The sequence below is a fragment of the Enterobacter sp. MGH120 genome (genome assembly GCF_001037725.1).
Classification (GTDB): Bacteria; Pseudomonadota; Gammaproteobacteria; order Enterobacterales; family Enterobacteriaceae; genus Enterobacter; species Enterobacter hormaechei_C.
This window is the reverse complement of sequence record NZ_KQ089940.1, coordinates 1,018,793-1,039,854: the sequence shown is the minus strand read 5'-3', so window position 1 is coordinate 1,039,854 and position 21,062 is coordinate 1,018,793. Positions and strand designations below refer to the sequence as shown.

The 21,062-nt window shown below is 55.7% G+C and carries 18 protein-coding genes and 1 other RNA gene; 11 read left to right on the top strand and 8 right to left on the bottom strand.

The genetic code is table 11. The features are described from left to right. Positions 1-26: 26 nt before the first annotated feature. The 7 genes from tdcC to garL all read right to left on the bottom strand — a co-directional run bounded on the left by tdcC (position 27) and on the right by garL (position 7,341). The gene (tdcC, locus tag SK54_RS04920; RefSeq protein WP_006812083.1) at positions 27-1,358 is read right to left on the bottom strand and encodes a threonine/serine transporter TdcC; all 1,332 of its coding nucleotides are present in this window, start codon (positions 1,356-1,358) and stop codon (positions 27-29) included. Between the two features lie 10 nt (positions 1,359-1,368). Beyond that, positions 1,369-2,358 carry a bifunctional threonine ammonia-lyase/L-serine ammonia-lyase TdcB gene (gene tdcB, locus SK54_RS04915; RefSeq protein ID WP_032674147.1) on the bottom strand — a complete coding sequence of 330 codons (990 nt, stop codon included), beginning with the start codon at positions 2,356-2,358 and terminating at the stop codon, positions 1,369-1,371. A 96-nt stretch (positions 2,359-2,454) separates the two neighbouring features. Next, positions 2,455-3,375, bottom strand: coding sequence for a transcriptional regulator TdcA (tdcA, locus tag SK54_RS04910; protein WP_006812085.1), 921 nt, complete (start codon positions 3,373-3,375; stop codon positions 2,455-2,457). Between the two features lie 672 nt (positions 3,376-4,047). Then, positions 4,048-4,424, bottom strand: an RNA gene (rnpB, locus tag SK54_RS21560) — RNase P RNA component class A. A gap of 32 nt (positions 4,425-4,456) precedes the next feature. Continuing rightward, positions 4,457-5,602, bottom strand: coding sequence for a glycerate 2-kinase (garK, locus tag SK54_RS04905; protein WP_048246820.1), 1,146 nt, complete (start codon positions 5,600-5,602; stop codon positions 4,457-4,459). A gap of 56 nt (positions 5,603-5,658) precedes the next feature. Further along, on the bottom strand, positions 5,659-6,549 hold the full coding sequence (gene garR, locus SK54_RS04900; RefSeq protein WP_048246818.1) for a 2-hydroxy-3-oxopropionate reductase: 891 nt from the start codon (positions 6,547-6,549) through the stop codon (positions 5,659-5,661). Between the two features lie 21 nt (positions 6,550-6,570). Then, positions 6,571-7,341, bottom strand: coding sequence for a 2-dehydro-3-deoxyglucarate aldolase (garL, locus tag SK54_RS04895; protein WP_032669109.1), 771 nt, complete (start codon positions 7,339-7,341; stop codon positions 6,571-6,573). Positions 7,342-7,708: 367 nt separating this feature from the next. Here garL and garD point away from each other — a divergent pair, with 367 nt between their 5' ends. Beyond that, on the top strand, positions 7,709-9,280 hold the full coding sequence (garD, locus tag SK54_RS04890) for a galactarate dehydratase (protein WP_048246816.1): 1,572 nt from the start codon (positions 7,709-7,711) through the stop codon (positions 9,278-9,280). Between the two features lie 540 nt (positions 9,281-9,820). On the opposite strand, the gene SK54_RS04885 is transcribed toward garD, so the two are convergent. Continuing rightward, a complete protein-coding gene (locus SK54_RS04885; protein WP_017693937.1) occupies positions 9,821-10,624 on the bottom strand; it encodes a DeoR family transcriptional regulator in 804 nt (267 codons plus the stop codon). Between the two features lie 239 nt (positions 10,625-10,863). Here SK54_RS04885 and kbaZ point away from each other — a divergent pair, with 239 nt between their 5' ends. The 10 genes from kbaZ (at position 10,864) to SK54_RS04835 (ending at position 21,055) form a co-directional block, all read left to right on the top strand. Beyond that, the gene (gene kbaZ, locus SK54_RS04880; protein ID WP_047719116.1) at positions 10,864-12,171 is read left to right on the top strand and encodes a tagatose-bisphosphate aldolase subunit KbaZ; all 1,308 of its coding nucleotides are present in this window, start codon (positions 10,864-10,866) and stop codon (positions 12,169-12,171) included. 19 nt (positions 12,172-12,190) lie between these two features. Continuing rightward, positions 12,191-12,664, top strand: coding sequence for a PTS N-acetylgalactosamine transporter subunit IIB (gene agaV / locus SK54_RS04875; protein ID WP_003861728.1), 474 nt, complete (start codon positions 12,191-12,193; stop codon positions 12,662-12,664). A gap of 10 nt (positions 12,665-12,674) precedes the next feature. After that, on the top strand, positions 12,675-13,454 hold the full coding sequence (gene agaW, locus SK54_RS04870; RefSeq protein ID WP_017693934.1) for a PTS N-acetylgalactosamine transporter subunit IIC: 780 nt from the start codon (positions 12,675-12,677) through the stop codon (positions 13,452-13,454). Next, positions 13,444-14,322, top strand: coding sequence for a PTS N-acetylgalactosamine transporter subunit IID (agaE, locus tag SK54_RS04865; protein WP_017693933.1), 879 nt, complete (start codon positions 13,444-13,446; stop codon positions 14,320-14,322). Before agaW ends, agaE begins: the two co-directional genes overlap by 11 nt. A gap of 17 nt (positions 14,323-14,339) precedes the next feature. Beyond that, positions 14,340-14,774, top strand: a complete 435-nt coding sequence (agaF, locus tag SK54_RS04860) for a PTS galactosamine/N-acetylgalactosamine transporter subunit IIA (RefSeq protein ID WP_032104425.1) — start codon at positions 14,340-14,342, stop codon at positions 14,772-14,774. Then, positions 14,771-15,904 carry an N-acetylglucosamine-6-phosphate deacetylase gene (nagA, locus tag SK54_RS04855; protein ID WP_047719119.1) on the top strand — a complete coding sequence of 378 codons (1,134 nt, stop codon included), beginning with the start codon at positions 14,771-14,773 and terminating at the stop codon, positions 15,902-15,904. The genes agaF and nagA overlap by 4 nt, the downstream gene beginning before the upstream one ends. A 246-nt stretch (positions 15,905-16,150) precedes the next feature. Beyond that, positions 16,151-17,296 (top strand): SIS domain-containing protein, encoded by a 1,146-nt coding sequence (locus SK54_RS04850; RefSeq protein ID WP_015571960.1) that lies wholly within the window; start codon positions 16,151-16,153, stop codon positions 17,294-17,296. 12 nt (positions 17,297-17,308) lie between these two features. Continuing rightward, positions 17,309-18,181 (top strand): tagatose-bisphosphate aldolase subunit KbaY, encoded by an 873-nt coding sequence (kbaY, locus tag SK54_RS04845; RefSeq protein ID WP_032104419.1) that lies wholly within the window; start codon positions 17,309-17,311, stop codon positions 18,179-18,181. A 117-nt stretch (positions 18,182-18,298) separates the two neighbouring features. Further along, positions 18,299-19,870 carry a maltose/glucose-specific PTS transporter subunit IIBC gene (gene malX, locus SK54_RS04840; RefSeq protein WP_017382443.1) on the top strand — a complete coding sequence of 524 codons (1,572 nt, stop codon included), beginning with the start codon at positions 18,299-18,301 and terminating at the stop codon, positions 19,868-19,870. 12 nt (positions 19,871-19,882) lie between these two features. Further along, the gene (locus SK54_RS04835; RefSeq protein WP_048246814.1) at positions 19,883-21,055 is read left to right on the top strand and encodes a MalY/PatB family protein; all 1,173 of its coding nucleotides are present in this window, start codon (positions 19,883-19,885) and stop codon (positions 21,053-21,055) included. Positions 21,056-21,062: the final 7 nt, after the last annotated feature.

Genomic DNA, 21,062 nt, shown 5'->3' with positions numbered 1-21,062 from the left:
TGGCTCCGCTCTTCCTGAGCTTTGGTTTAAAACAGTTTGTACACGATGTTCAGAATGGTCAGCAGGCCGACCACGGTTACGAAGATGTTCTCGGTCCGGCCTTTGTATTTCGCCAGCGCAGGCGCCTTGCGGATGGCGTACATCGGCAGCAGGCACAGCAGAGAGGCGATAATTGGCGCACCCATGGCTTCAATAAGGTCCAGGATGTTCGGGTTGGCGTAGGCCACAATCCAGGTGGAGCCCATGATGAAGACCATGCTGATGGTGTTCAGCTTGCCCACGGAGACTTTCTTCTTGTCGCCCTTGTAACCGAACTTGAGGATCAGACCGTTCAGCCCCTCCAGCGTGCCCAGATAGTGGCCGAAGAAGGATTTAAAGATAGCGACCAGCGCGATGATGGAGGCGCCGTATTCCAGCACCGTGGCGAACGTGGATTTACTGCCTGACATCGACGCGAAGTGGTTCGCCAGGTAAGAGAGCACCGGAATGTTCTGCGCTTTGGCGTCCGCCATGTTCTGCGGAGAGAGCGTAAACAGGCAGCTAAAGGCGAAGAACATCACCACCGCCACCATCAGCAGGCTGGCGCGACCGATGATTTTGGAACATTTCTGCTCGGTAAACTCTTTCCCGAACTCCGGTTCGTACTCTTCGCGCTTGGAGACCACAAACGAGGAGACGATAGGCGAGAAGTTGAAGGAGAAGACCATGATGGAGATCCCCAGCCACACCGTGACCAGAATGCCGTCATGACCGGTGAAGGCGATATCGCTCAGGTTAACCTGGTCGATCACCGCCGAGTTCCAGTACGGGATCAGCGAGAGAGAAATTAACACCAGGCTGGCGATGAACGGGAACACCAGGTAGCTCATCACTTTCACCATCAGGTCTTTACCGAACCAGATAACAAAGGCCATCAGCAGCAGCAGGAACAGCGCCACCACGCCGCGGTTCAGGGCGGGCATCTGGAGCTGGTTTTCCCAGAAGGTCATAAAGGTGTTGGTAATGGTGACGCCGTAAATCCACAGCAGCGGGCAAATGGCAAAGAAGTAGAGGAAGGTGATCACCACCCCGCCGGTCTTACCAAAATGCTCCTCCACCGTTTCGGTGATGTTGCCGGAGACGTTACTGCCGGACAAACACAGACGCGCCAGCGCGCGGTGGCAGTAAAAGGCAATCGGGAACGCGAGTACCAGCATCAGCAGGATAGGGATCAGGCCGCCAAAGCCTGCACGGATAGGGAAGAACAGCACGCCTGCGCCAATGGCGGTACCAAACAGGCCGAGCGTCCAGGTGGTATCCGATTTACGCCAGGTGGACGTTTTTGTCTGGCCAACGATAATGCTTTCTGTGTTGCTCATAAGTCATCCTTTATGCGTCAACGAAGCCGGTAATTTGGGAAACACGGGAGAGATCAATATTGCCGCCGGAAATAATGCAGACGGTTTTTCGGCCCTGAATATAGTGGTCCAGCTTGCCGCTTAATAACGCCGCGCACGCCAGCGCGCCCGCGCCTTCCGTCACCACTTTATTTCGCTGAATAAGCGCGATCATGCTGTTGCGAATTTCGTCTTCGCTGACCAGCACTATGTCATCGACTAATTCACGAACGATTTCGAAGGTTAATTTACCCGGGCGAGACACGTCGCAGCCGTCGGCTAATGTACCGGTAACGCGATGGTTGATTATTTCTCCGGCCTGATACGATGCCGCCATTCCGTGCACGTTTTCAGACTGTACGCCGATAATATTAATGGTCGGGTTGATGGATTTAATTGCTGTCGCAATACCGGCAATTAAACCGCCGCCGCCGATGGGGACAATCACGTTATCCACGTCATATAAATCTTCGAGGATTTCCAGGCCAATGGTGCCCTGACCCGCGATCACTTTCGGATCGTCGTAAGGCGGGATAAATATGCGCCCTTCCATCTCGACGATTTCGCTCACTTTGGCGATGGTGTCGTTGAAGTTCTCGCCGTGCAGCACCACTTCGGCGGAGTAGTCGCGCGTGGCGGCAACCTTGGATTTCGGCGCGCCCATCGGCATCACTACTTTGCCGTCAATGCCGAGCATCGCACAGGAGAGCGAGACCCCCTGCGCATGGTTTCCCGCAGAGCAGGCCACCACGCCCTTGCGTTTTTCCGCATCGGTCAGCGAGCTTAATTTATTGAACGCCCCACGTATTTTAAACGAACCGGTACGCTGCATATTTTCAAATTTCAGGAATATCTCACCCTTACACCGTTCGCTCAGATAATTCGAGCGCGGCATACCGGTTTTATAGATCTTTCCCGCCAGTCTTTTTCTGGCGTCCTGAATATCTTCAATGGTCACCGGGAGATCGTAAGTAATGTGCATAATATCCTCGTTATAATAATTCATTGTTTTCAGGCAAAGTCAGGGTATCAGAGCGTTAAAAAGCGTCGCTCCGGGTGTTTTAAATCATCATTATTTCTATCGTCGTTTTTCGATATTCATCGACGAATATTGTTTTGCCAGTTCAACTAATACTGACGCCGATTTTTTAATACTGTAATTTTTTGACCACACGGCGGCATAACGCGCCACGGGTAATTCATCTTCCACCGGCAGAACAATAAACTGGTCCGAGCCGAATGGCGCAATCATGTCACGGGGGATCACCGTCAGGTAATCGGCATTGAGGACAAGGTTATAGATGGTGACGACGGAATCGGTCTGGACGATGTTTTCAATGCTGATGTGGTTGTCTTGCAGGGTGGTCAGGAGTTCGTTGTAGTAGCCCATATCGGTTTGCGGCATCACCCACTGCTCGTGCGTGAGCGATGCCAGTCTGGTCGGGCCGGTGCACGTTCGTGATTTACTCGCCACCAGCACAAACTCGGATTCAAACAGTGGCTCAACGTGAAGATCCTGAAGCTGCATCCCGTCGCTCAGCGTGCCGATGGCGAAATCCAGCCGGCCATCGCGAATGGCGGGCAGGAATGAAGAGAGCTGCGCTTCATACATTGAGACGCGCGCTTTCGGGAACACTTCCTTGAATTTTTTGATCATCCCGGACAGGAAGGTGAAGCCAATCAGCGACGGATAGCCAAAAGAGACGTCCATGACGGTACTGAAACTGAGGCTGTTAATCTCGCTCACCATGTTTTTCATTTCGCGGGTGATCGACTCAGCGTAGGACAGCAGCACCTGACCGGCGGCAGTGAGTTTTACGCCGGTGTTCTTACGCACCATCACTTCCACCCCAAAGTAGGATTCGATGTCGCTGATGATTTTGCTGACGGCAGGTTGCGTCAGCCCCAGTTGTCTTGCAGCAGAACCTATGGAGCCACTTTTGATGACTTCCTGAAATACCACGAGGTGCTGTGTTTTCGGTAGAATAATAGTATTCATAATATTCTGCGCTTATTTCCCTATGACGCAGCGGATTCTACCCAATATTGTTTCAGGGGGTATGTGCTGTTACTCACAATTTGCCAGGACGCTCTGTTTTCAATCGCACCAGAAATCTATTTATGTCTTTATAAATCAAATACTTATCACAATAAAAATACGCATTTACGCTGATATTGATCAATAAAAAACGCGGTAATAAATTTATTTCATGGCAATAACCAGCGTGAATTTTTTTGCCTTAAAAATATTAATAAAGGCTATCTTTCAGGCAATTAAAGGTTAATAAAACACCATTATTCCTTTAAAACATTTTTGTGGTTTATCAACTTTACCAGGAATATTTATTCACTTTCCGGTTAAAGAGTGGGATATATCACACATTCACCAGAAGAATGTTTTTAGATTCAATATTAAATTATCAAATGAATAACATTCGGCATCACTGACTAAACATTTACAACATCTTATCAACACTAAAATTTTCTAATTTTATAGCGTTAAATTTTGTGATTACGATCATGCGCAGCAGATGAGAGGAACACACAGTCAGGCAAATAGTGAAATGTGCTTAGCATCGCAAAATTGAGAATTGATGTCGTTTGGCGCTTCGCTTACCCGGCCTGCAACCTTCTGAAAGCAAAAACCCCGCCGAAGCGGGGTTTCGTAAGAAGTTGAAGCTGACCGATAAGCCGGGTTCTGTCGTGGACAGTCATTCATCTAGGCCAGCAATCGCTCACTGGCTCAAGCAGCCTACCCGGGTTCAGTACGGGCCGTACCATGTGAACCCCTATTTGGCCTTGCTCCGGGTGGAGTTTACCGTGCCACGGACTGTTACCAGCCGCGCGGTGCGCTCTTACCGCACCCTTTCACCCTTACCTGATCCCGCTTGCGCGGGCCATCGGCGGTTTGCTCTCTGTTGCACTGGTCGTGGGTTTCCCCCCCAGGCGTTACCTGGCACCCTGCCCTGTGGAGCCCGGACTTTCCTCCCCTCCGCCCGTCTCCCCCGAAAGGGACGACGACGAAGCGGCGACTGTCTGGTCAGCTTCGGCGCGCAGTATAGAGGGTTTGCGCGCCGCTGTCACCCCTGGCTACGCATGCCTACCTGCAATGTGGCCGCGATATTCCGCGAGGCGCGGTAAATGTTGTCATACGCTCCCTGGAACGCCTCTTCCAGTGAGCCGATGCGGGTCAGTACGCTGAACACCGCGTCGATGCCGTGCTGATGCACCACACCCACATCCTGCGTCAGACTTCCGGCAATCCCGATCACCGGCTTATGGTATTTTTTGGCGACGCTCGCCACGCCGACGGGCACTTTGCCATTAATGCTCTGGCTGTCGATGCGCCCTTCCCCCGTCAGCACCCACGTGCAGTCGTGAATATGTTCTTCAAGATTGAGCGCCTGAGTGACAATCTCGATGCCGCTTTTCAGCTCAGCGCCCAGGAAGGCCATCAGCGCCGCGCCCATGCCGCCCGCGGCGCCAGCCCCCGGAACCCGGTTGACGTCAATGCGCAGCGATTTTTTGATCACCCCGGCGTAGTGGCTAAGATTGGCGTCAAGTTCGAGGATCATCTCCTCCGTGGCGCCTTTTTGCGGGCCAAAGATACGCGACGCGCCGCTTTCACCCACCAGCGGATTCGTCACGTCACAGGCGACGCGGATTGCGCATCCCTGAAGACGCGGATCGAGATCGGAAATATCAATCCGGTTAAGCGCCATCAGGCTGCCGCCGCCGTAGCCGATCTCCGTCCCGTTCGCATCCGTAAACCTCGCGCCCAGCGCCTGCATCATACCCGCGCCCCCATCGTTGGTTGCGCTCCCGCCGATACCGATAATGATGTTGCGCGCGCCTTTATCCAGCGCGCTGAGGATCAGCTCCCCCGTCCCGCGCGACGTCGTGACCAGCGGGTTACGCTGCGCGGGAGGAACAAGCACCAGGCCGCTGGCGGCGGCCATCTCGATAAACGCGGTGGTACCGTCGCCCGACATCCCCCAGCTGGCCTTCACCTTTTCCCCTAACGGGCCGGTGACGACAGCCTGCTGCCAGGTGCCCTGCGTCGCGGCGATCATCGCTTCAACCGTACCTTCTCCGCCGTCAGCAACGGGAACGGACACGTAATGAGCGTCGGGGAAAATTTCCCGAAATCCTTTTTCTATCGCCTGCGCCACCTCAGTGGCAGACAGGCTTTCTTTATAAGAGTCTGGCGCGATTACGATTTTCATAGTTGTATGCCTGAGCCGTAGGCCCGGTAAGCGTAACGCCACCGGGCGGGACGTCATTAGCGAGCAATTTCAACCTTCGCCAGTTTTTCGTAATAGCACGCTAACGCGCTGTGATCGGCGGTGCCCAGACCGTCCGCACGCAGCGCCTGCATCATCTCCATGACGGCGGCAGTCAGCGGCAACTGCGCGCCCACGCCGTGGGAGGTATCCAGCGCATTCGCCAGATCCTTAATGTGCAGATCGATGCGGAAGCCCGGCCTGAAGTTACGATCCATCACCATCGGCGCCTTGGCATCCAGCACGGTGCTGCCCGCCAGACCACCGCGAATGGCCTGATAGACCAGATCCGGATTAACGCCCGCTTTGGTGGCCAGCGTCAGCGCTTCGGACATGGCCGCGATGTTCAACGCCACAATCACCTGGTTTGCCAGCTTGGTGACGTTGCCTGCGCCAATTTCACCGGTGTGCACCACGGAGCCAGCCATGGCTTTCATCAGGTCGTAGTATTTGTCGAACACGGCTTTATCGCCCCCGACCATCACCGACAGGGTGCCGTCGATGGCTTTCGGTTCACCGCCGCTGACCGGCGCATCCAGCATCTCCACGCCCTTCGCTTTCAGCGCTTCGCTGATTTCGCGGCTTGCCAGCGGTGCGATAGAACTCATGTCGATCACCACCAGACCCGGCTTCGCGCCGTCGATAATGCCGTTCTCACCCAGCGCCACCTCTTTCACGTGCGGGGAGTTTGGCAGCATGGTGATAATCACGTCGCACTGCTCAGCAATCGCTTTTGCGGTTGTCGCCGTTTCTGCGCCAGCCGCAATCACCTCTGCCACCGCGTCTGAATTACGATCGAAAACCACCAGTGAGTAACCTGCTTTGATGAGGTTTTTGCTCATTGGTTTGCCCATGATACCCAGGCCAATAAAACCCACTTTCAGCGTCATAATCTGTTTCCTCAATGATGGTTATTTTTTAAAAGCGTCCGCTAATTTCTGCGTGGCGGCGCGGAATACGCCGAGGTCGCTGCCGACGGCGACAAACGTTGCGCCCCACTCCAGGTAGCGGCGGGCATCGGCTTCCACTGGCGCCAGAATGCCGCACGGTTTACCGTGCGCTTTGGCACGGGCAAAAATGTGCTGAATTGCGCGCTGCACGTCCGGATGGCTGGCGTTACCCAGATGACCAAAGGCGGCCGCCAGATCGCTCGGGCCGACGAAAATGCCGTCTACTCCCTCCGTCGCGGCAATGGCGTCGACGTTATCGACCCCCTGCTGGCTCTCGATCTGAACCAGAATGGTGATGTTCTTGTTGGACTGGGCGAAATAGTCCGGCACGGTGCCAAACATGTTGGCGCGGTGCGAGACGGAGACGCCGCGGATCCCTTCCGGTGGATAGCGGGTCGCCGCCACGGCCAGCACCGCTTCTTCTTCCGTTTCAACAAACGGGATCAGGAAGTTGTAGAAGCCGATATCCAGCAGACGCTTGATGATCACCGGCTCGTTGGTGGGTACACGCACCACCGGCGCGCTGTGGCTGCCTTTCAGCGCCATCAGCTGCGGAATAAACGTGCTGATATCGTTTGGCGCATGTTCGCCGTCCAGCACCAGCCAGTCGAACCCGGCCAGGCCCAGCACTTCGGTGCTGATGGGGTTGGCCAGCGCAGACCAGCAACCAATCTGAATCTGGTGCGCCGCAAGGGCCGCTTTAAATTTATTCGGGAAGATATCGTTACTCATTACTTATACCTTTTTTAATTCCGCAGTTTTAGCCAGTAGCTTTTCTTATTTATTCCGACTCAGCGTCAGCGTTATATTTATTTTCCTGACTGAATTTTGGCGTTATAAAATCGTCATTCAGTATAATCGTCACCACCCGGCAGTACATTGTTTCAATGCTCAATTATCCAACGGGAGTAGCACGCTATTTTGAGCATATGCCCAATGCAGTGGGCGCTGATGCACAGAATCAACGATTAGTGGTTCGGGAGCGATCGCGATCACATTCTCACCTTTCCTCTCCTGACATTCTTTATTTCCTCAATAAGAAACAATTAACCATCTGGCTATATTTAGTATCAGATATTTTGCTGGAGAAGAGTGAACAATGGCCGATATTGAAATTCGACAGGCGTCGCCGACGGCGTTCTATATAAAAGTGCACGATACCGATAACGTGGCGATTATTGTCAACGACAATGGCTTAAAAGCTGGCACCCGCTTTCCGGATGGCCTGGAGCTGATTGAACACATTCCGCAGGGGCATAAAGTCGCACTGGTCGATATTCCGGCGCAGGGCGAAATCGTGCGCTACGGCGAAGTCATCGGCTATGCGGTGCGCGCTATCCCGCAGGGTAGCTGGATTGAGGAGTCGCTGGTTGAACTGCCCACCGCCCCGCCGCTGGAGTCGTTGCCGCTGGCTACCCGCGTCCCTGAGCCGTTGCCTCCGCTGGAGGGTTATACCTTCGAAGGTTACCGCAACGCGGATGGCAGCGTGGGAACCAAAAACCTGCTTGGCATCACCACCAGCGTGCATTGCGTGGCGGGCGTAGTGGATTACGTGGTGAAAATTATTGAGCGCGATCTGCTGCCGAAATACCCCAACGTTGACGGCGTGGTGGGTCTTAACCACCTGTACGGCTGCGGCGTGGCGATCAACGCGCCCGCAGCGGTCGTGCCGATCCGCACGATTCACAATATCGCCCTTAACCCAAACTTTGGCGGTGAGGTCATGGTGATTGGTCTCGGCTGTGAAAAATTGCAGCCAGAACGCCTGTTGCAGGGTACGGAGGATGTGAAAGCCATTCCGGTTGACGATGCCAGTATTGTGCGTCTTCAGGATGAACACCATGTCGGCTTCAGATCGATGGTCGACGACATTTTACAGGTGGCAGAGCGCCATCTGGAGAAGCTGAACAAACGCCAGCGTGAAACCTGCCCGGCCTCTGAACTGGTCGTTGGGACACAGTGTGGCGGCAGCGATGCGTTTTCCGGCGTCACCGCTAACCCGGCGGTCGGTTATGCCTCCGATCTGTTCGTGCGCTGCGGCGCCACGGTAATGTTCTCCGAAGTCACCGAAGTACGTGATGCTATCCACCTGCTCACGCCGCGCGCCGTCAACGAAGAGGTGGGCAAACGCCTGCTGGAGGAGATGGCCTGGTACGATAACTATCTCGACATGGGCAAAACCGACCGCAGCGCCAACCCGTCTCCGGGTAACAAGAAAGGCGGCCTGGCGAACGTGGTGGAAAAGGCCCTCGGATCGATTGCCAAATCCGGCCAGAGCGCGATTGTGGAAGTGCTCTCACCTGGCCAGCGTCCAACCAAACGCGGCCTGATCTACGCGGCAACGCCTGCCAGTGATTTCGTTTGCGGCACCCAGCAGGTAGCGTCCGGCATTACGGTACAGGTCTTTACCACCGGGCGCGGCACGCCGTACGGCCTGATGGCGGTACCGGTGATCAAAATGGCGACCCGCACCGAGCTGGCAAACCGCTGGTATGACTTAATGGATATCAACGCGGGCACCATCGCCACCGGGGAAGAGAGTATTGAAGAGGTGGGCTGGAAGCTGTTCCACTTCATTCTGGATGTGGCAAGCGGGCGGAAGAAAACCTTCTCCGATCAATGGGGATTGCATAACTCGCTGGCGGTGTTTAACCCGGCGCCGGTGACGTGATGGCCCCTCACCCTGTCCTCTCCCCACCAGGGAGAGGGTAAAAAACCGCACCGGGCAGTCCCCTCTCCCCTATGGAGCTGTGGGTTCCCCACAAAATAATGCCTGCACAGACGGCCCCCTCTCCCTTGAGGGAGAGGGCTGGGGTGAGGGGGAACATACGGCTCTGGTGGTCATTCCGTTCACTTTATGTTCCTTGCTACTCTGTCACGACATGACCGGTGAACGTGCCAGGGTGGCTCAGTCGCCACCACCCTGGCGACCCGGGCTTCCGGCGGTAAATCGCCGCTTCGCGGTGCCTTCGGCTTATTCCTTCCGGCTTATCGGGGACGGGCGGAGGTAACATCCCTGTAAAGCCCGCCCTCTCGGCGCATCTCTGCGCCTCGCCCCGGCCTACAGGAAACGCCTCAGCGATTTACAGCCGGACCGAGGCATCGCTGAAAGCCCTCAGTTATTCTGAGGCAACGTTATAGCTTTTGCTTTCAAATTACTGGGGAACCCTCTCCCTATGGGGAGAGGGTTAGGGAGAGGGGAAAAGCCTCTTTAGACCAGCACCACATCGATCCCGCTTTTGCGTAATCCTTCAAGGCTTTCCGCCGGAATGCCTTCATCAACGATAATCATGTCGATCCGCTGAGTATCAATGATTTTATGCAGGCTTGAACGGTTAAACTTGCTGGAGTCAGTGACAACGATAATACGCTCCGCCACCTCGCACATTTTGCGGTTCAGACGGGCTTCATCCTCGTTGTGCGTACTCACCCCCCGGTCGAGATCGATGGCATCGACGCCCAGGAACAGCAGGTCAAAATGGTAATTCTGTAAGGACTGCTCCGCCTGATCGCCATAGAAGGACTGCGACTGACGGCGCAAGTGCCCGCCGGTCATCAGCAGCTCTACGCCCTCCGCTTCCAGCAGCGCGTTTGCCACGTTCATCCCGTTGGTCATGGCAATGACATCGGTGTGCTGGCGCAGCATGCGGGCAATTTCAAAGGTTGTGGTGCCGGAGTCCAGAATAATGCGGTGACCCGGCTTCACCAGTTCAGCCGCCGCCTGCGCGATGCTGCGCTTCACTGCCGTATTAAGGGAACTTTTGTCCTCAACGGACGGCTCCACGCCGGGGGCATTGCCTTCGCAAATCAGCGCGCCGCCGTAAGCGCGAACGGCAATCCCCTGCTTTTCCAGAAAGGCCAGATCGTTACGGATCGTCACCGTCGACACGCCGAATAAAAGAGAAAGATCGTTAACCTGCACGCTTCCTTGCGCCCGCAACCGCTGAATGATCTGCTCTCGCCTTTCACTGGTGCCGGTGATGCGCTTCTCTGCGGATGAATCGGTGCTGCTCATACGAGCTCCTTAGTAAATACACTTTCGTTTCATTTCGTTTTGCTTATTAACGCCTTTCTTTTGAGGGAATGCAAGCCCTGTATGGGGTGCGGACGCAAGCTTAACCGCCGCTGAAACCTTTCATTATGTTTCTTTTGTGAAACAGATCGGAAAACTATTATCTTTCGTTTTATTTTTACCTCACCATAATGCAGTATCAAATGAAACAAAACGAAAGATGAATACCAACACCATCCGAAATGGAGAGGAAAGTGAAACATCTGACAGAAATGGTGGAACAACATAAACGGGGGAATACAAACGGGATTTATGCCGTCTGTTCCGCACATCCACTGGTACTTGAAGCTGCACTACGTTACGCCCATTCACAACAGACGCCCCTGCTGATAGAAGCCACCTCAAACCAGGTGGATCAGTTTGGCGGTTATACCGGTATGACGCCCGCCGATTTTTATGGGTTTGTCTGCAAGCTGGCGGGATCTCTTGGTTTCCCCACCTCGCAGCTGATCCTTGGCGGCGATCATTTAGGTCCAAACCGCTGGCAAAACCTGCCGGCTTCGCAGGCGATGGCGAACGCCGACGATCTGCTCAGAAGCTACGTGGCGGCCGGATTTAAAAAAATTCACCTCGATTGCAGCATGTCCTGCGAAGACGACCCGGTTCCGTTAACCGATGCAATCGTTGCCGGGCGTGCCGCTCGGCTGGCTAAAATTGCCGAAACCACCTGTCTCGAGCAATTTGGCGTAGCCGATCTGGTCTACGTTATCGGCACGGAAGTTCCGGTTCCCGGTGGGGCACACGAGACGCTGACCGAGCTTGAGGTCACCACGCCAGAGGCGGCACGCGCCACGCTTGAGGCACACCGCCACGCATTCGAGAAGGAAGGGTTAAGCGACATCTGGCCGCGCATTATTGGCCTGGTGGTTCAGCCTGGCGTTGAGTTCGACCATGCGCAGGTTTGTGACTATCAACCGCATAAAGCCGTCGCGCTGAGCGAGATGGTTGAAGCCTACGACACGCTTGTATTTGAAGCACACTCTACCGATTACCAGACGCCGCAGGCGCTGCGCCAGTTGGTGAAAGATCACTTCGCCATTCTGAAAGTCGGCCCTGCGCTAACCTTCGCGCTGCGCGAAGCGCTGTTCTCACTGGCAGCAATTGAAGAAGAGCTGCTGCCGGCAAAAGCCTGCTCAGGGCTGCGTCACGTCCTGGAAAACGTGATGCTCGATCGCCCGGAATACTGGCAAAGCCACTATCACGGCGACGGCAATGCCCGTCGCCTGGCGCGCGGTTACAGCTATTCCGACCGCGTGCGCTATTACTGGCCAGACAGCCAGATTGACGACGCCTTTGAGCGGCTGGTACGCAACCTGGCGGATGAACCGATCCCGCTGCCGCTGATCAGCCAGTATCTGCCGTTGCAGTACAGCAAAGTTCGCGATGGCGCTCTCAGGTCCACACCACGGGAACTCATCCTCGACCACATTCAGGACATACTCCAGCAGTACCATGCCGCCTGCGAAGGCGTAACGACTCAACACGCATAATTAAAAAGAGGAAAACGCTATGCCAAACATTGTCTTATGCCGCATTGATGAACGCCTGATCCACGGTCAGGTGGGCGTACAGTGGGTGGGGTTTGCGGGGGCGAACCTGGTGCTGGTGGCAAATGACGAGGTTGCAGACGATCCGGTTCAGCAAAACCTGATGGAGATGGTGCTGGCGGAAGGCATCGCCGTGCGTTTCTGGTCCCTGCAAAAAGTGATCGACAACATTCATCGCGCCGCCGACCGGCAGAAAATTCTGCTGGTCTGTAAAACACCGGCTGATTTTTTAACGCTGGTCGAGGGCGGCGTGCCCATCACCCGTATTAACGTCGGAAATATGCATTACGCCAGTGGCAAACAGCAAATTGCCAAAACGGTATCTGTAGACGCGAACGATATCGCCGCGTTTAACGGCCTGAAGGCGGCCGGAGTGGAATGCTTCGTTCAGGGCGTTCCAACAGAGACTGCTTTGGATCTCTTTAAACTGCTCTGAGGGATTCACAATGGAAATCAGTCTGTTGCAGGCTTTCGCGCTGGGGCTTCTCGCCTTTATAGCGGGCCTGGATATGTTTAACGGCTTAACACACATGCACCGTCCGGTGGTACTCGGGCCACTGGTTGGCCTGATTCTGGGCGATTTGCACACCGGAATTCTGACCGGCGGTACGTTAGAACTGGTCTGGATGGGACTCGCGCCGCTGGCGGGCGCGCAGCCGCCAAACGTGATTATCGGCACCATCGTTGGCACCACATTTGCCATTACTACAGGCGTGAAGCCGGATGTCGCCGTTGGGGTCGCCGTGCCGTTTGCCGTGGCGGTTCAGATGGGGATCACCTTCCTCTTCTCGGTGATGTCCGGCGTGATGTCCCGTTGCGATCGCATGGCGGCTAACGCAGACACCCGTGGTATTGAACGGGTCAACTATCTGGCACTGCTGGCGCTCGGCGTCTTCTACTTCCTGTGTGCATTTCTGCCCATCTACTTCGGGGCTGAACATGCGAAAACCGCCATTGACGTGCTGCCGGAACGTCTGATCGACGGTCTCGGCGTCGCGGGCGGCATCATGCCAGCGATCGGCTTCGCCGTGCTGCTGAAGATCATGATGAAAAACGTTTACATCCCTTACTTCATTATCGGCTTTGTCGCCGCGGCCTGGCTGAAACTCCCGGTGCTGGCGATTGCCGCGGCTGCGCTGGCGATGGCGCTGATCGACCTGCTGCGCAAATCGCCTGAACCCACGGCGCCTGCGGCCCATAAAGAGGAATTTGAAGATGGCATCTAATCACACCACCCTGCCGGGCGTGTCTGAAAGTGAAGAGACACTGCTGACCGGCGTGAATGAAAACGTCTACGAAGACCAGAGTATTGGCGCTGAGCTAACGAAAAAGGATATTAACCGTGTCGCCTGGCGTTCCATGCTGCTACAGGCCTCGTTTAACTACGAGCGTATGCAGGCCTCCGGCTGGCTGTATGGGCTACTGCCCGCGCTGAAAAAGATCCACACCAATAAGCGGGACCTGGCGCGCGCCATGAAAGGCCATATGGGCTTCTTCAACACCCACCCGTTCCTGGTGACCTTCGTCATCGGCATTATTCTGGCAATGGAGCGTTCCAAGCAGGATGTGAACAGCATCCAGAGCACTAAAATTGCCGTCGGCGCACCGCTCGGTGGCATTGGTGACGCCATGTTCTGGCTGACCCTGCTGCCCATCTGCGGGGGGATTGGCGCCAGCCTGGCGCTACAGGGATCCATTCTTGGCGCGGTGGTCTTTATCGTGCTGTTTAACGTGGTGCATCTCGGCCTGCGTTTTGGTCTGGCGCACTATGCCTATCGAATGGGTGTCGCCGCGATCCCGCTGATCAAGGCCAACACCAAAAAGGTTGGTCATGCTGCGTCCATTGTCGGGATGACAGTGATTGGTGCGCTGGTGGCAACCTATGTGCGCCTGAATACCACACTCGAGATTAAAGCCGGGGATGCGGTCGTCAAACTGCAAACCGATGTGATCGACAAACTGATGCCCGCCTTTCTGCCGCTGGTCTACACCCTGACCATGTTCTGGCTGGTACGCCGTGGCTGGAGCCCGCTGCGCCTGATTGGTATCACCGTGGTGCTGGGCGTTGTCGGTAAATTCTGTCACTTCCTGTAAAAAGCAAAGAGGTTGCGATGTTAGGCATTATTTTGACGGGTCACGGCGGTTTTGCCAGCGGGCTGGAACAGGCGATGAAGCAAATCCTCGGCGAACAGCCGCAGTTTATCGCCATCGATTTTCCGGAAAGCTCCACCACTGCGCGGCTGACCGGGCAGCTTGAGCAGGCAGTGAATGAACTGGATGCAGAGCACGATATTGTGTTTCTCACCGATCTTCTCGGCGGTACGCCGTTTCGTGTGGCCTCTACCCTCGCGATGCAGCGCCCCGGCAGCGAAGTGATCACTGGCACCAATCTCCAGCTTTTGCTGGAGATGGTTCTGGAGCGCGACGGATTGAGCAGTGAAGCCTTTCGTTTGCAGGCGCTGGAGTGCGGCCATCGCGGCCTGACCAGCCTGGTGGATGAACTTGCACGCTGTCGCGAGGAAGCGCCCGCCGAGGAAGGGATATGAGCCAGCTGCTGCGCGCGCGTCGTCTGCTTACCGGGCAGGGCTGGCTGGATGACCATCAGCTGCGTATGGATAGAGGCGTCATCACCGCCATCGAGCCGATTCCGGCAGGGGTTAATACCCGCGAGGCAGACCTGCTTTGCCCGGCATACATTGATATCCACGTCCACGGCGGCGCGGGTGTGGATGTGATGGATGATGCGCCCGACGTGCTGGACCGGTTAGCCGTGCACAAAGCGCGTGAAGGCGTGGGGGCGTTTCTGCCTACCACCGTCACCGCTCCGCTGGAGGCGATCCATGGCGCGTTACGGCGCATTGCCCGGCGCTGTCATGCCGGTGGCCCCGGCGCGCAGATCCTGGGCAGCTATCTGGAAGGCCCGTACTTTACACCGCAGAACAAAGGGGCGCACCCGCCAGAACTGTTTCGCGAACTGGATCTCGCGGAACTTGATGAGCTGATTGCGGTTTCGCAGAACACGCTGCGGGTGGTGGCGCTTGCTCCGGAAAAAGTGGATGCCCTGAAGGCGATCCATCACTTCAAGCAAAAAGGGATACGCGTCATGCTGGGCCACAGCGCCGCTACATACGCGCAAACCCTGGCCGCATTTGATGCAGGCGCAGCCGGGCTGGTGCACTGCTACAACGGCATGACGGGGTTACACCACCGGGAGCCCGGCATGGTTGGCGCCGGGCTTACGGACCCACGCGCGTGGCTGGAGCTTATTGCCGACGGGCATCACGTTCATCCTGGAGCCATGCGGCTATGTTGTTGCTGCGCGAAGGATCGTACGGTGCTGATTACCGATGCCATGCAGGCGGCGGGTATGCCTGATGGGCGCTATACGTTGTGTGGTGAAAATGTCGAGATGCAGGGCGGCGTTGTCCGCACGGCCTCAGGCGGGCTGGCGGGCAGCACGCTCGCGCTGGATGCCGCCGTGCGAAATATGGTGGAGCATACGGGGATCGCCCCAGAAAACGCAATCCATATGGCCTCGCTGCATCCTGCTCGTCTGCTCGGTATGGATCACCTGCTGGGAACGTTAGCGCCAGGCAAACGCGCCAATGTTCTTGCGCTGGATGCGGGTTTACACCTCCGGCAGATCTGGATCCAGGGTCAGGCTCTTTCCCTGTAGCCCCTTCACAGTGTGCCCTGTTGGCCTTACGGAAGACGATCGTAAGGCCTTTCTTTTCCTTTCCTTGATTTTCGCCTTTCCTTTCGCGATCACACTTTTCGTTTTATTTCTTTTTCGCCATTGAACTTTCGATTTCTTTTCTATAAATTTTATTTAACTGCTAAAGTGAACAAGTGAAACGAAACGAAAGATAGCGACACATTTGCCAGCGTCTGATGTGGAATTCACACGACTAAGGACTGAGTTATGCCACAAACCACTATCGCCACCACCGGCACCTGGACCGAAAAAGAGATCCGCCAGCAGCCAGCCAGCTGGCTTCGCTCGCTCAACAATATTGATAATCTGCGCGCGTCGATCGACAGTTTTCTGACGCCACTGTTGCGCAAGCCCGATCTGCGGATCGTTCTGACCGGCGCGGGTACGTCTGCTTTTATCGGCGACATCATTGCGCCATGGCTTGCCAGCCACACGGGGAAAAACATCACCGCGATACCTACGACCGATCTGGTCACCAACCCGATGGATTATTTCAGCCCTTCGCACCCGCTGCTGCTGGTCTCTTTCGCCCGTTCTGGCAATAGCCCGGAGAGCGTCGCCGCCGTTGAGCTGGCGAATCAGTTTGTACCGGAGTGCTACCACCTGTCGATCACCTGTAATGAAGCAGGCAGCCTGTACCAGAATGCTGTCGACAGCGATAACGCCTGCGCTCTGCTCATGCCAGCCGAAACGCACGATCGCGGGTTCGCGATGACAAGCAGCATCACCACCATGATGGCGAGCTGCCTGGCGGTATTCGCACCGGAAACGATCAACAGCAAAACGTTCCGCGACGTGTCCGATCGCTGTCAGGCGATCCTCACATCGCTTGGCGATTTCAGTCCCGGCGTCTTTGGTAACGAACCGTGGAAACGCATTGTTTATCTGGGCAGCGGTGGATTACAGGGCGCCGCACGGGAGTCTGCGCTGAAGGTGCTGGAGCTGACCGCCGGCAAGCTGGCGGCATTCTACGATTCGCCAACGGGTTTCCGTCACGGGCCTAAGTCGCTGGTGGACAACGAAACGCTGGTCGTCGTGTTTGTCTCCAGCCATCCGTATACGCGTCAGTACGATCGGGATCTGCTCGCCGAACTGCGACGCGATCGTCAGGCCATGCGCGTGGTAGCCATTGCAGCCGAAACGGATCCGGTCATTGAAGCTGGCCCGCATATCCTGCTGCCGCCTTCCCGTTCATTTAACGATATGGAGCAGGCGTTCTGCTTCCTGATGTACGCCCAGGTCTTCGCACTGACCCAGTCTCTGCACGTTGGCAATACGCCGGATACGCCATCCGCCAGCGGTACGGTTAACCGTGTGGTCCAGGGCGTCGTTATTCATCCGTGGCAGGCTTAAGAGGACAGGCTCATGAGTATTATTTCTACCAAATATCTTTTGCAGGACGCACAGGCGAAGGGCTATGCCGTTCCGGCCTTTAACATCCATAACGCCGAGACGATCCAGGCGATCCTCGAAGTCTGTAGCGAAATGCGATCGCCGGTGATCCTCGCGGGTACGCCGGGGACGTTTAAACATATTGCGCTGGAAGAGATCTACGCCTTGTGCAGCGCATATTCCCTTACTTATGACATGCCGCTGGCGCTACACCTCGATCACCACGAATCGCTGGACGACATTCGCCGCAAAGTCCATGCCGGCGTACGTAGCGCAATGATCGACGGTAGCCATTACCCCTTCGAACAAAACGTCAAGCTGGTGAAATCGGTCGTCGATTTCTGCCACCTCAACGACTGTAGCGTCGAGGCCGAACTGGGCCGACTGGGCGGAGTGGAAGATGACATGAGCGTCGACGCCGAAAGCGCGTTCCTGACCGACCCGCAGGAAGCAAAACGCTTTGTCGAAATGACAGGCGTGGACAGCCTCGCCGTTGCCATCGGTACCGCGCACGGTCTTTATACCAAACGCCCAAAAATCGACTTCCAGCGGCTGGCCGAGATCCGCGAGGTAGTGACAGTGCCGCTGGTGCTGCACGGTGCGAGTGATGTGCCGGATGAGGATGTGCGCCGCACCATTGAGCTGGGCGTCTGCAAAGTTAACGTCGCAACAGAGCTGAAAATCGCCTTCTCTGACGCAGTCAAAGCCTGGTTTGCCGAGAACCCACAGGGCAACGATCCGCGCTTCTACATGCGCGTCGGCATGGATGCCATGAAAGAGGTGGTCAGAAGCAAAATCACCGTTTGCGGCTCGGCGAACCGGCTGCTGCTTGCGGCTGAAGCCTGAACCCATCGCGCATAACGTTAGTACCTAAAAAAATAACTATAAGCCTCGCAAATATGAAGGCGCGTCCTTAAGCCGGACAGCGCCTTCCATTATCCTAAAAAACCGAGGAGTCCCTACATGACACAGGAAAAGTCGTTTAAATCGAAAGCGTGGGAGTTTTTCCAGAGCCTGGGAAAGACGTTTATGTTCCCGGTCTCACTGTTGGCCTTTATGGGGTTGTTGTTAGGTATCGGTAGTTCTGTCACCAGCCCTTCCACCATCAAAAGTTTTCCCTTTCTGGGCGGCGAGTTAACGCAGCTCACCTTTGGTTTTATCGCCATGGTCGGCGGCTTTGCTTTTACCTATCTGCCGCTGATGTTTGCCATGGCGATCCCGATGGGCCTTGCCAGACGTAATAAAGCGGTGGGCGCTTTTGCCGGATTCGTTGGCTACATGCTGATGAACATGAGCATCAACTACTACCTGACCGCCACCCACCAGCTTGCGGATGCCGCCACCATGAGACAGGTGGGACAATCCATTGTGCTTGGCATTCAAACGCTGGAGATGGGCGTGCTCGGCGGCATTGTGGTAGGGGTGATCACCTACTTCCTGCACGAACGTTTCCAGGACACGGTGCTGCACGACGCGTTTGCCTTCTTTAGCGGCATTCGTTTTGTGCCCATCATTACCGCCCTCACCCTGTCGCTGGTCGGCTTGTTTATCCCCCTGCTGTGGGAATATGTGGCAATGGGCATTGCCGGGATTGGTCATATCATCCAGAGCACCAGCGTCTTTGGGCCATTCCTGTATGGCGTAGGCGTACTGCTGCTCAAACCTTTTGGCCTGCACCACATCCTGCTGGCGATGGTGCGCTTCACCCCGGCGGGCGGCATTGAGATGGTTAACGGCCAGGAAGTGGCCGGTGCGCTGAACATTTTCTACGCCGAGCTGAAAGCTGGCCTGCCGTTTAGCCCGCACGTTACGGCATTTTTATCGCAAGGGTTTATGCCGACATTTATCTTCGGCCTGCCTGCCGTGGCTTACGCTATCTACCGCACCGCGCGCCCGGAAAACCGTCCGGTGATTAAAGGGCTGCTGCTTTCAGGCGTGCTGGTTTCAGTTGTCACGGGTATTTCAGAGCCGATTGAGTTCCTGTTCCTGTTTATTGCCCCTGTGCTTTACGCGTTTCATATCGTTATGTCTGGCCTGGCGCTGATGGTGATGGCGCTGCTCGGCGTCACCATCGGCAACACCGACGGCGGCATTCTGGATCTGCTGATCTTCGGCGTCATGCAGGGGATGTCGACCAAATGGTATCTGCTGTTCCCGGTGGGTATCGCCTGGTTTGCTATCTACTTCTTCGTCTTCCGCTGGTACATCCTCAGGCACGATATTAAAACGCCGGGCCGTGAGGTTGACGCGCAGGGTGCGCTCCAGGCGGTGGAAGCCAATACCCGGGCACGTGGAAAATCGAAATACGATCATGGGCTTATTCTTCGCGCGCTTGGCGGTAAAGAGAATATTGAGTCGCTCGACAACTGCATTACCCGCTTACGTCTGGTGGTAAAAGATATGGGGCTTATCGACCAGCAGGCGCTGAAGGCCGCGGGCGCCTTGTCAGTAGTGGTGCTTGATGCCCACAGCGTTCAGGTGATCATCGGTCCGCAGGTGCAGAGCGTCAAATCCGGCATTGAAGCCTTAATTTAACAGGGGGACGTTGTGTTTGATTTCGACAGAATCATTGAGCGTAAAAGCGATAAATGCCGTAAATGGGATCATACGTTTGTGTGCTCGCGTTTCGGTGATGTCCCGGAGGGATTTATCCCGCTGTGGATAGCAGACATGGATTTCACCTCGCCACCCGCCGTGATTGAAGGCTTCCAGCGCATCGTGGAGCATGGCACCTTCGGTTACACCTGGTGCTTCGACGAATTCTACGATGCGGTCATCGCCTTCCAGCGCACCCGTCATCAGGTTGAGGTGCATAAGTCATGGATCACCCTGACCTACGGCACCGTTTCCACGCTGCACTATACGGTTCAGGCGTTCTGCAAACCCGGCGACTGCGTGATGATGAATACCCCGGTGTATGACCCGTTTGCGATGGCGACACAGCGACAGGGCGTGCGGGTGCTTGCAAATCCGCTGAGCGTGAAGGAAAACCGCTATCAGCTGGATTTTAATCTGATTGAAGTTCAGCTCAAAACTCACCGTCCAAAACTGTGGTTCTTCTGCTCGCCGCATAACCCCTCGGGCCGAATCTGGCGCGCGGATGAGATACGTCAGGTGTCCGATCTCTGTAAGCGCTACGGCACGATTCTGGTGGTTGATGAGGTTCACGCCGAGCACATTCTGGACGGTACATTCGTCAGTTGTCTGACTTCGGGCTGTGCCGCCCAGGACAACCTGATGGTGCTGACCTCCCCCAATAAAGCCTTCAACCTTGGCGGGCTAAAAACATCCTACTCAATGATTCCAGACGATTCGCTGCGCCAGCGTTTCCGCCAGCAGCTGAAGAAGAACTCCATTACCTCGCCCAATATCTTCGGCGTGTGGGGAATTATTCTGGCTTATCAGCAAGGTCTGCCATGGCTCGACGCGCTGAATGGTTATCTGCGCGGCAATGCCCGCTACCTTGCGGATGCCATTCAGACCCATTTCCCTGCATGGAAGATGATGAACCCGGAGTCGTCGTATCTCGCCTGGATAGACGTCAGTGCGGACGATCGCAGTGCGACGGCGCTAACTCAACATTTCGCAAAACAGGCTGGCGTGGTCATTGAAGATGGCAGCCACTACGTACAAAACGGCGAAAACTACCTGCGTATTAACTTCGGCACCCAGCGCTACTGGCTGGAAAAGTCCATCAACCGAATGCTGAAGCATTACTGATAAGGAT

What these genes read in the sequence shown, in the direction of transcription:
- tdcC (WP_006812083.1), bottom strand. Translation starts at nt 1,358, where the DNA reads ATGAGCAACACAGAAAGCATTATCGTTGGCCAGACAAAAACGTCCACC.
- tdcB (WP_032674147.1), bottom strand. Translation starts at nt 2,358, where the DNA reads ATGCACATTACTTACGATCTCCCGGTGACCATTGAAGATATTCAGGAC.
- tdcA (WP_006812085.1), bottom strand. Translation starts at nt 3,375, where the DNA reads ATGAATACTATTATTCTACCGAAAACACAGCACCTCGTGGTATTTCAG.
- garK (WP_048246820.1), bottom strand. Translation starts at nt 5,602, where the DNA reads ATGAAAATCGTAATCGCGCCAGACTCTTATAAAGAAAGCCTGTCTGCC.
- garR (WP_048246818.1), bottom strand. Translation starts at nt 6,549, where the DNA reads ATGACGCTGAAAGTGGGTTTTATTGGCCTGGGTATCATGGGCAAACCA.
- garL (WP_032669109.1), bottom strand. Translation starts at nt 7,341, where the DNA reads ATGAGTAACGATATCTTCCCGAATAAATTTAAAGCGGCCCTTGCGGCG.
- garD (WP_048246816.1), top strand. Translation starts at nt 7,709, where the DNA reads ATGGCCGATATTGAAATTCGACAGGCGTCGCCGACGGCGTTCTATATA.
- SK54_RS04885 (WP_017693937.1), bottom strand. Translation starts at nt 10,624, where the DNA reads ATGAGCAGCACCGATTCATCCGCAGAGAAGCGCATCACCGGCACCAGT.
- kbaZ (WP_047719116.1), top strand. Translation starts at nt 10,864, where the DNA reads ATGGAGAGGAAAGTGAAACATCTGACAGAAATGGTGGAACAACATAAA.
- agaV (WP_003861728.1), top strand. Translation starts at nt 12,191, where the DNA reads ATGCCAAACATTGTCTTATGCCGCATTGATGAACGCCTGATCCACGGT.
- agaW (WP_017693934.1), top strand. Translation starts at nt 12,675, where the DNA reads ATGGAAATCAGTCTGTTGCAGGCTTTCGCGCTGGGGCTTCTCGCCTTT.
- agaE (WP_017693933.1), top strand. Translation starts at nt 13,444, where the DNA reads ATGGCATCTAATCACACCACCCTGCCGGGCGTGTCTGAAAGTGAAGAG.
- agaF (WP_032104425.1), top strand. Translation starts at nt 14,340, where the DNA reads ATGTTAGGCATTATTTTGACGGGTCACGGCGGTTTTGCCAGCGGGCTG.
- nagA (WP_047719119.1), top strand. Translation starts at nt 14,771, where the DNA reads ATGAGCCAGCTGCTGCGCGCGCGTCGTCTGCTTACCGGGCAGGGCTGG.
- SK54_RS04850 (WP_015571960.1), top strand. Translation starts at nt 16,151, where the DNA reads ATGCCACAAACCACTATCGCCACCACCGGCACCTGGACCGAAAAAGAG.
- kbaY (WP_032104419.1), top strand. Translation starts at nt 17,309, where the DNA reads ATGAGTATTATTTCTACCAAATATCTTTTGCAGGACGCACAGGCGAAG.
- malX (WP_017382443.1), top strand. Translation starts at nt 18,299, where the DNA reads ATGACACAGGAAAAGTCGTTTAAATCGAAAGCGTGGGAGTTTTTCCAG.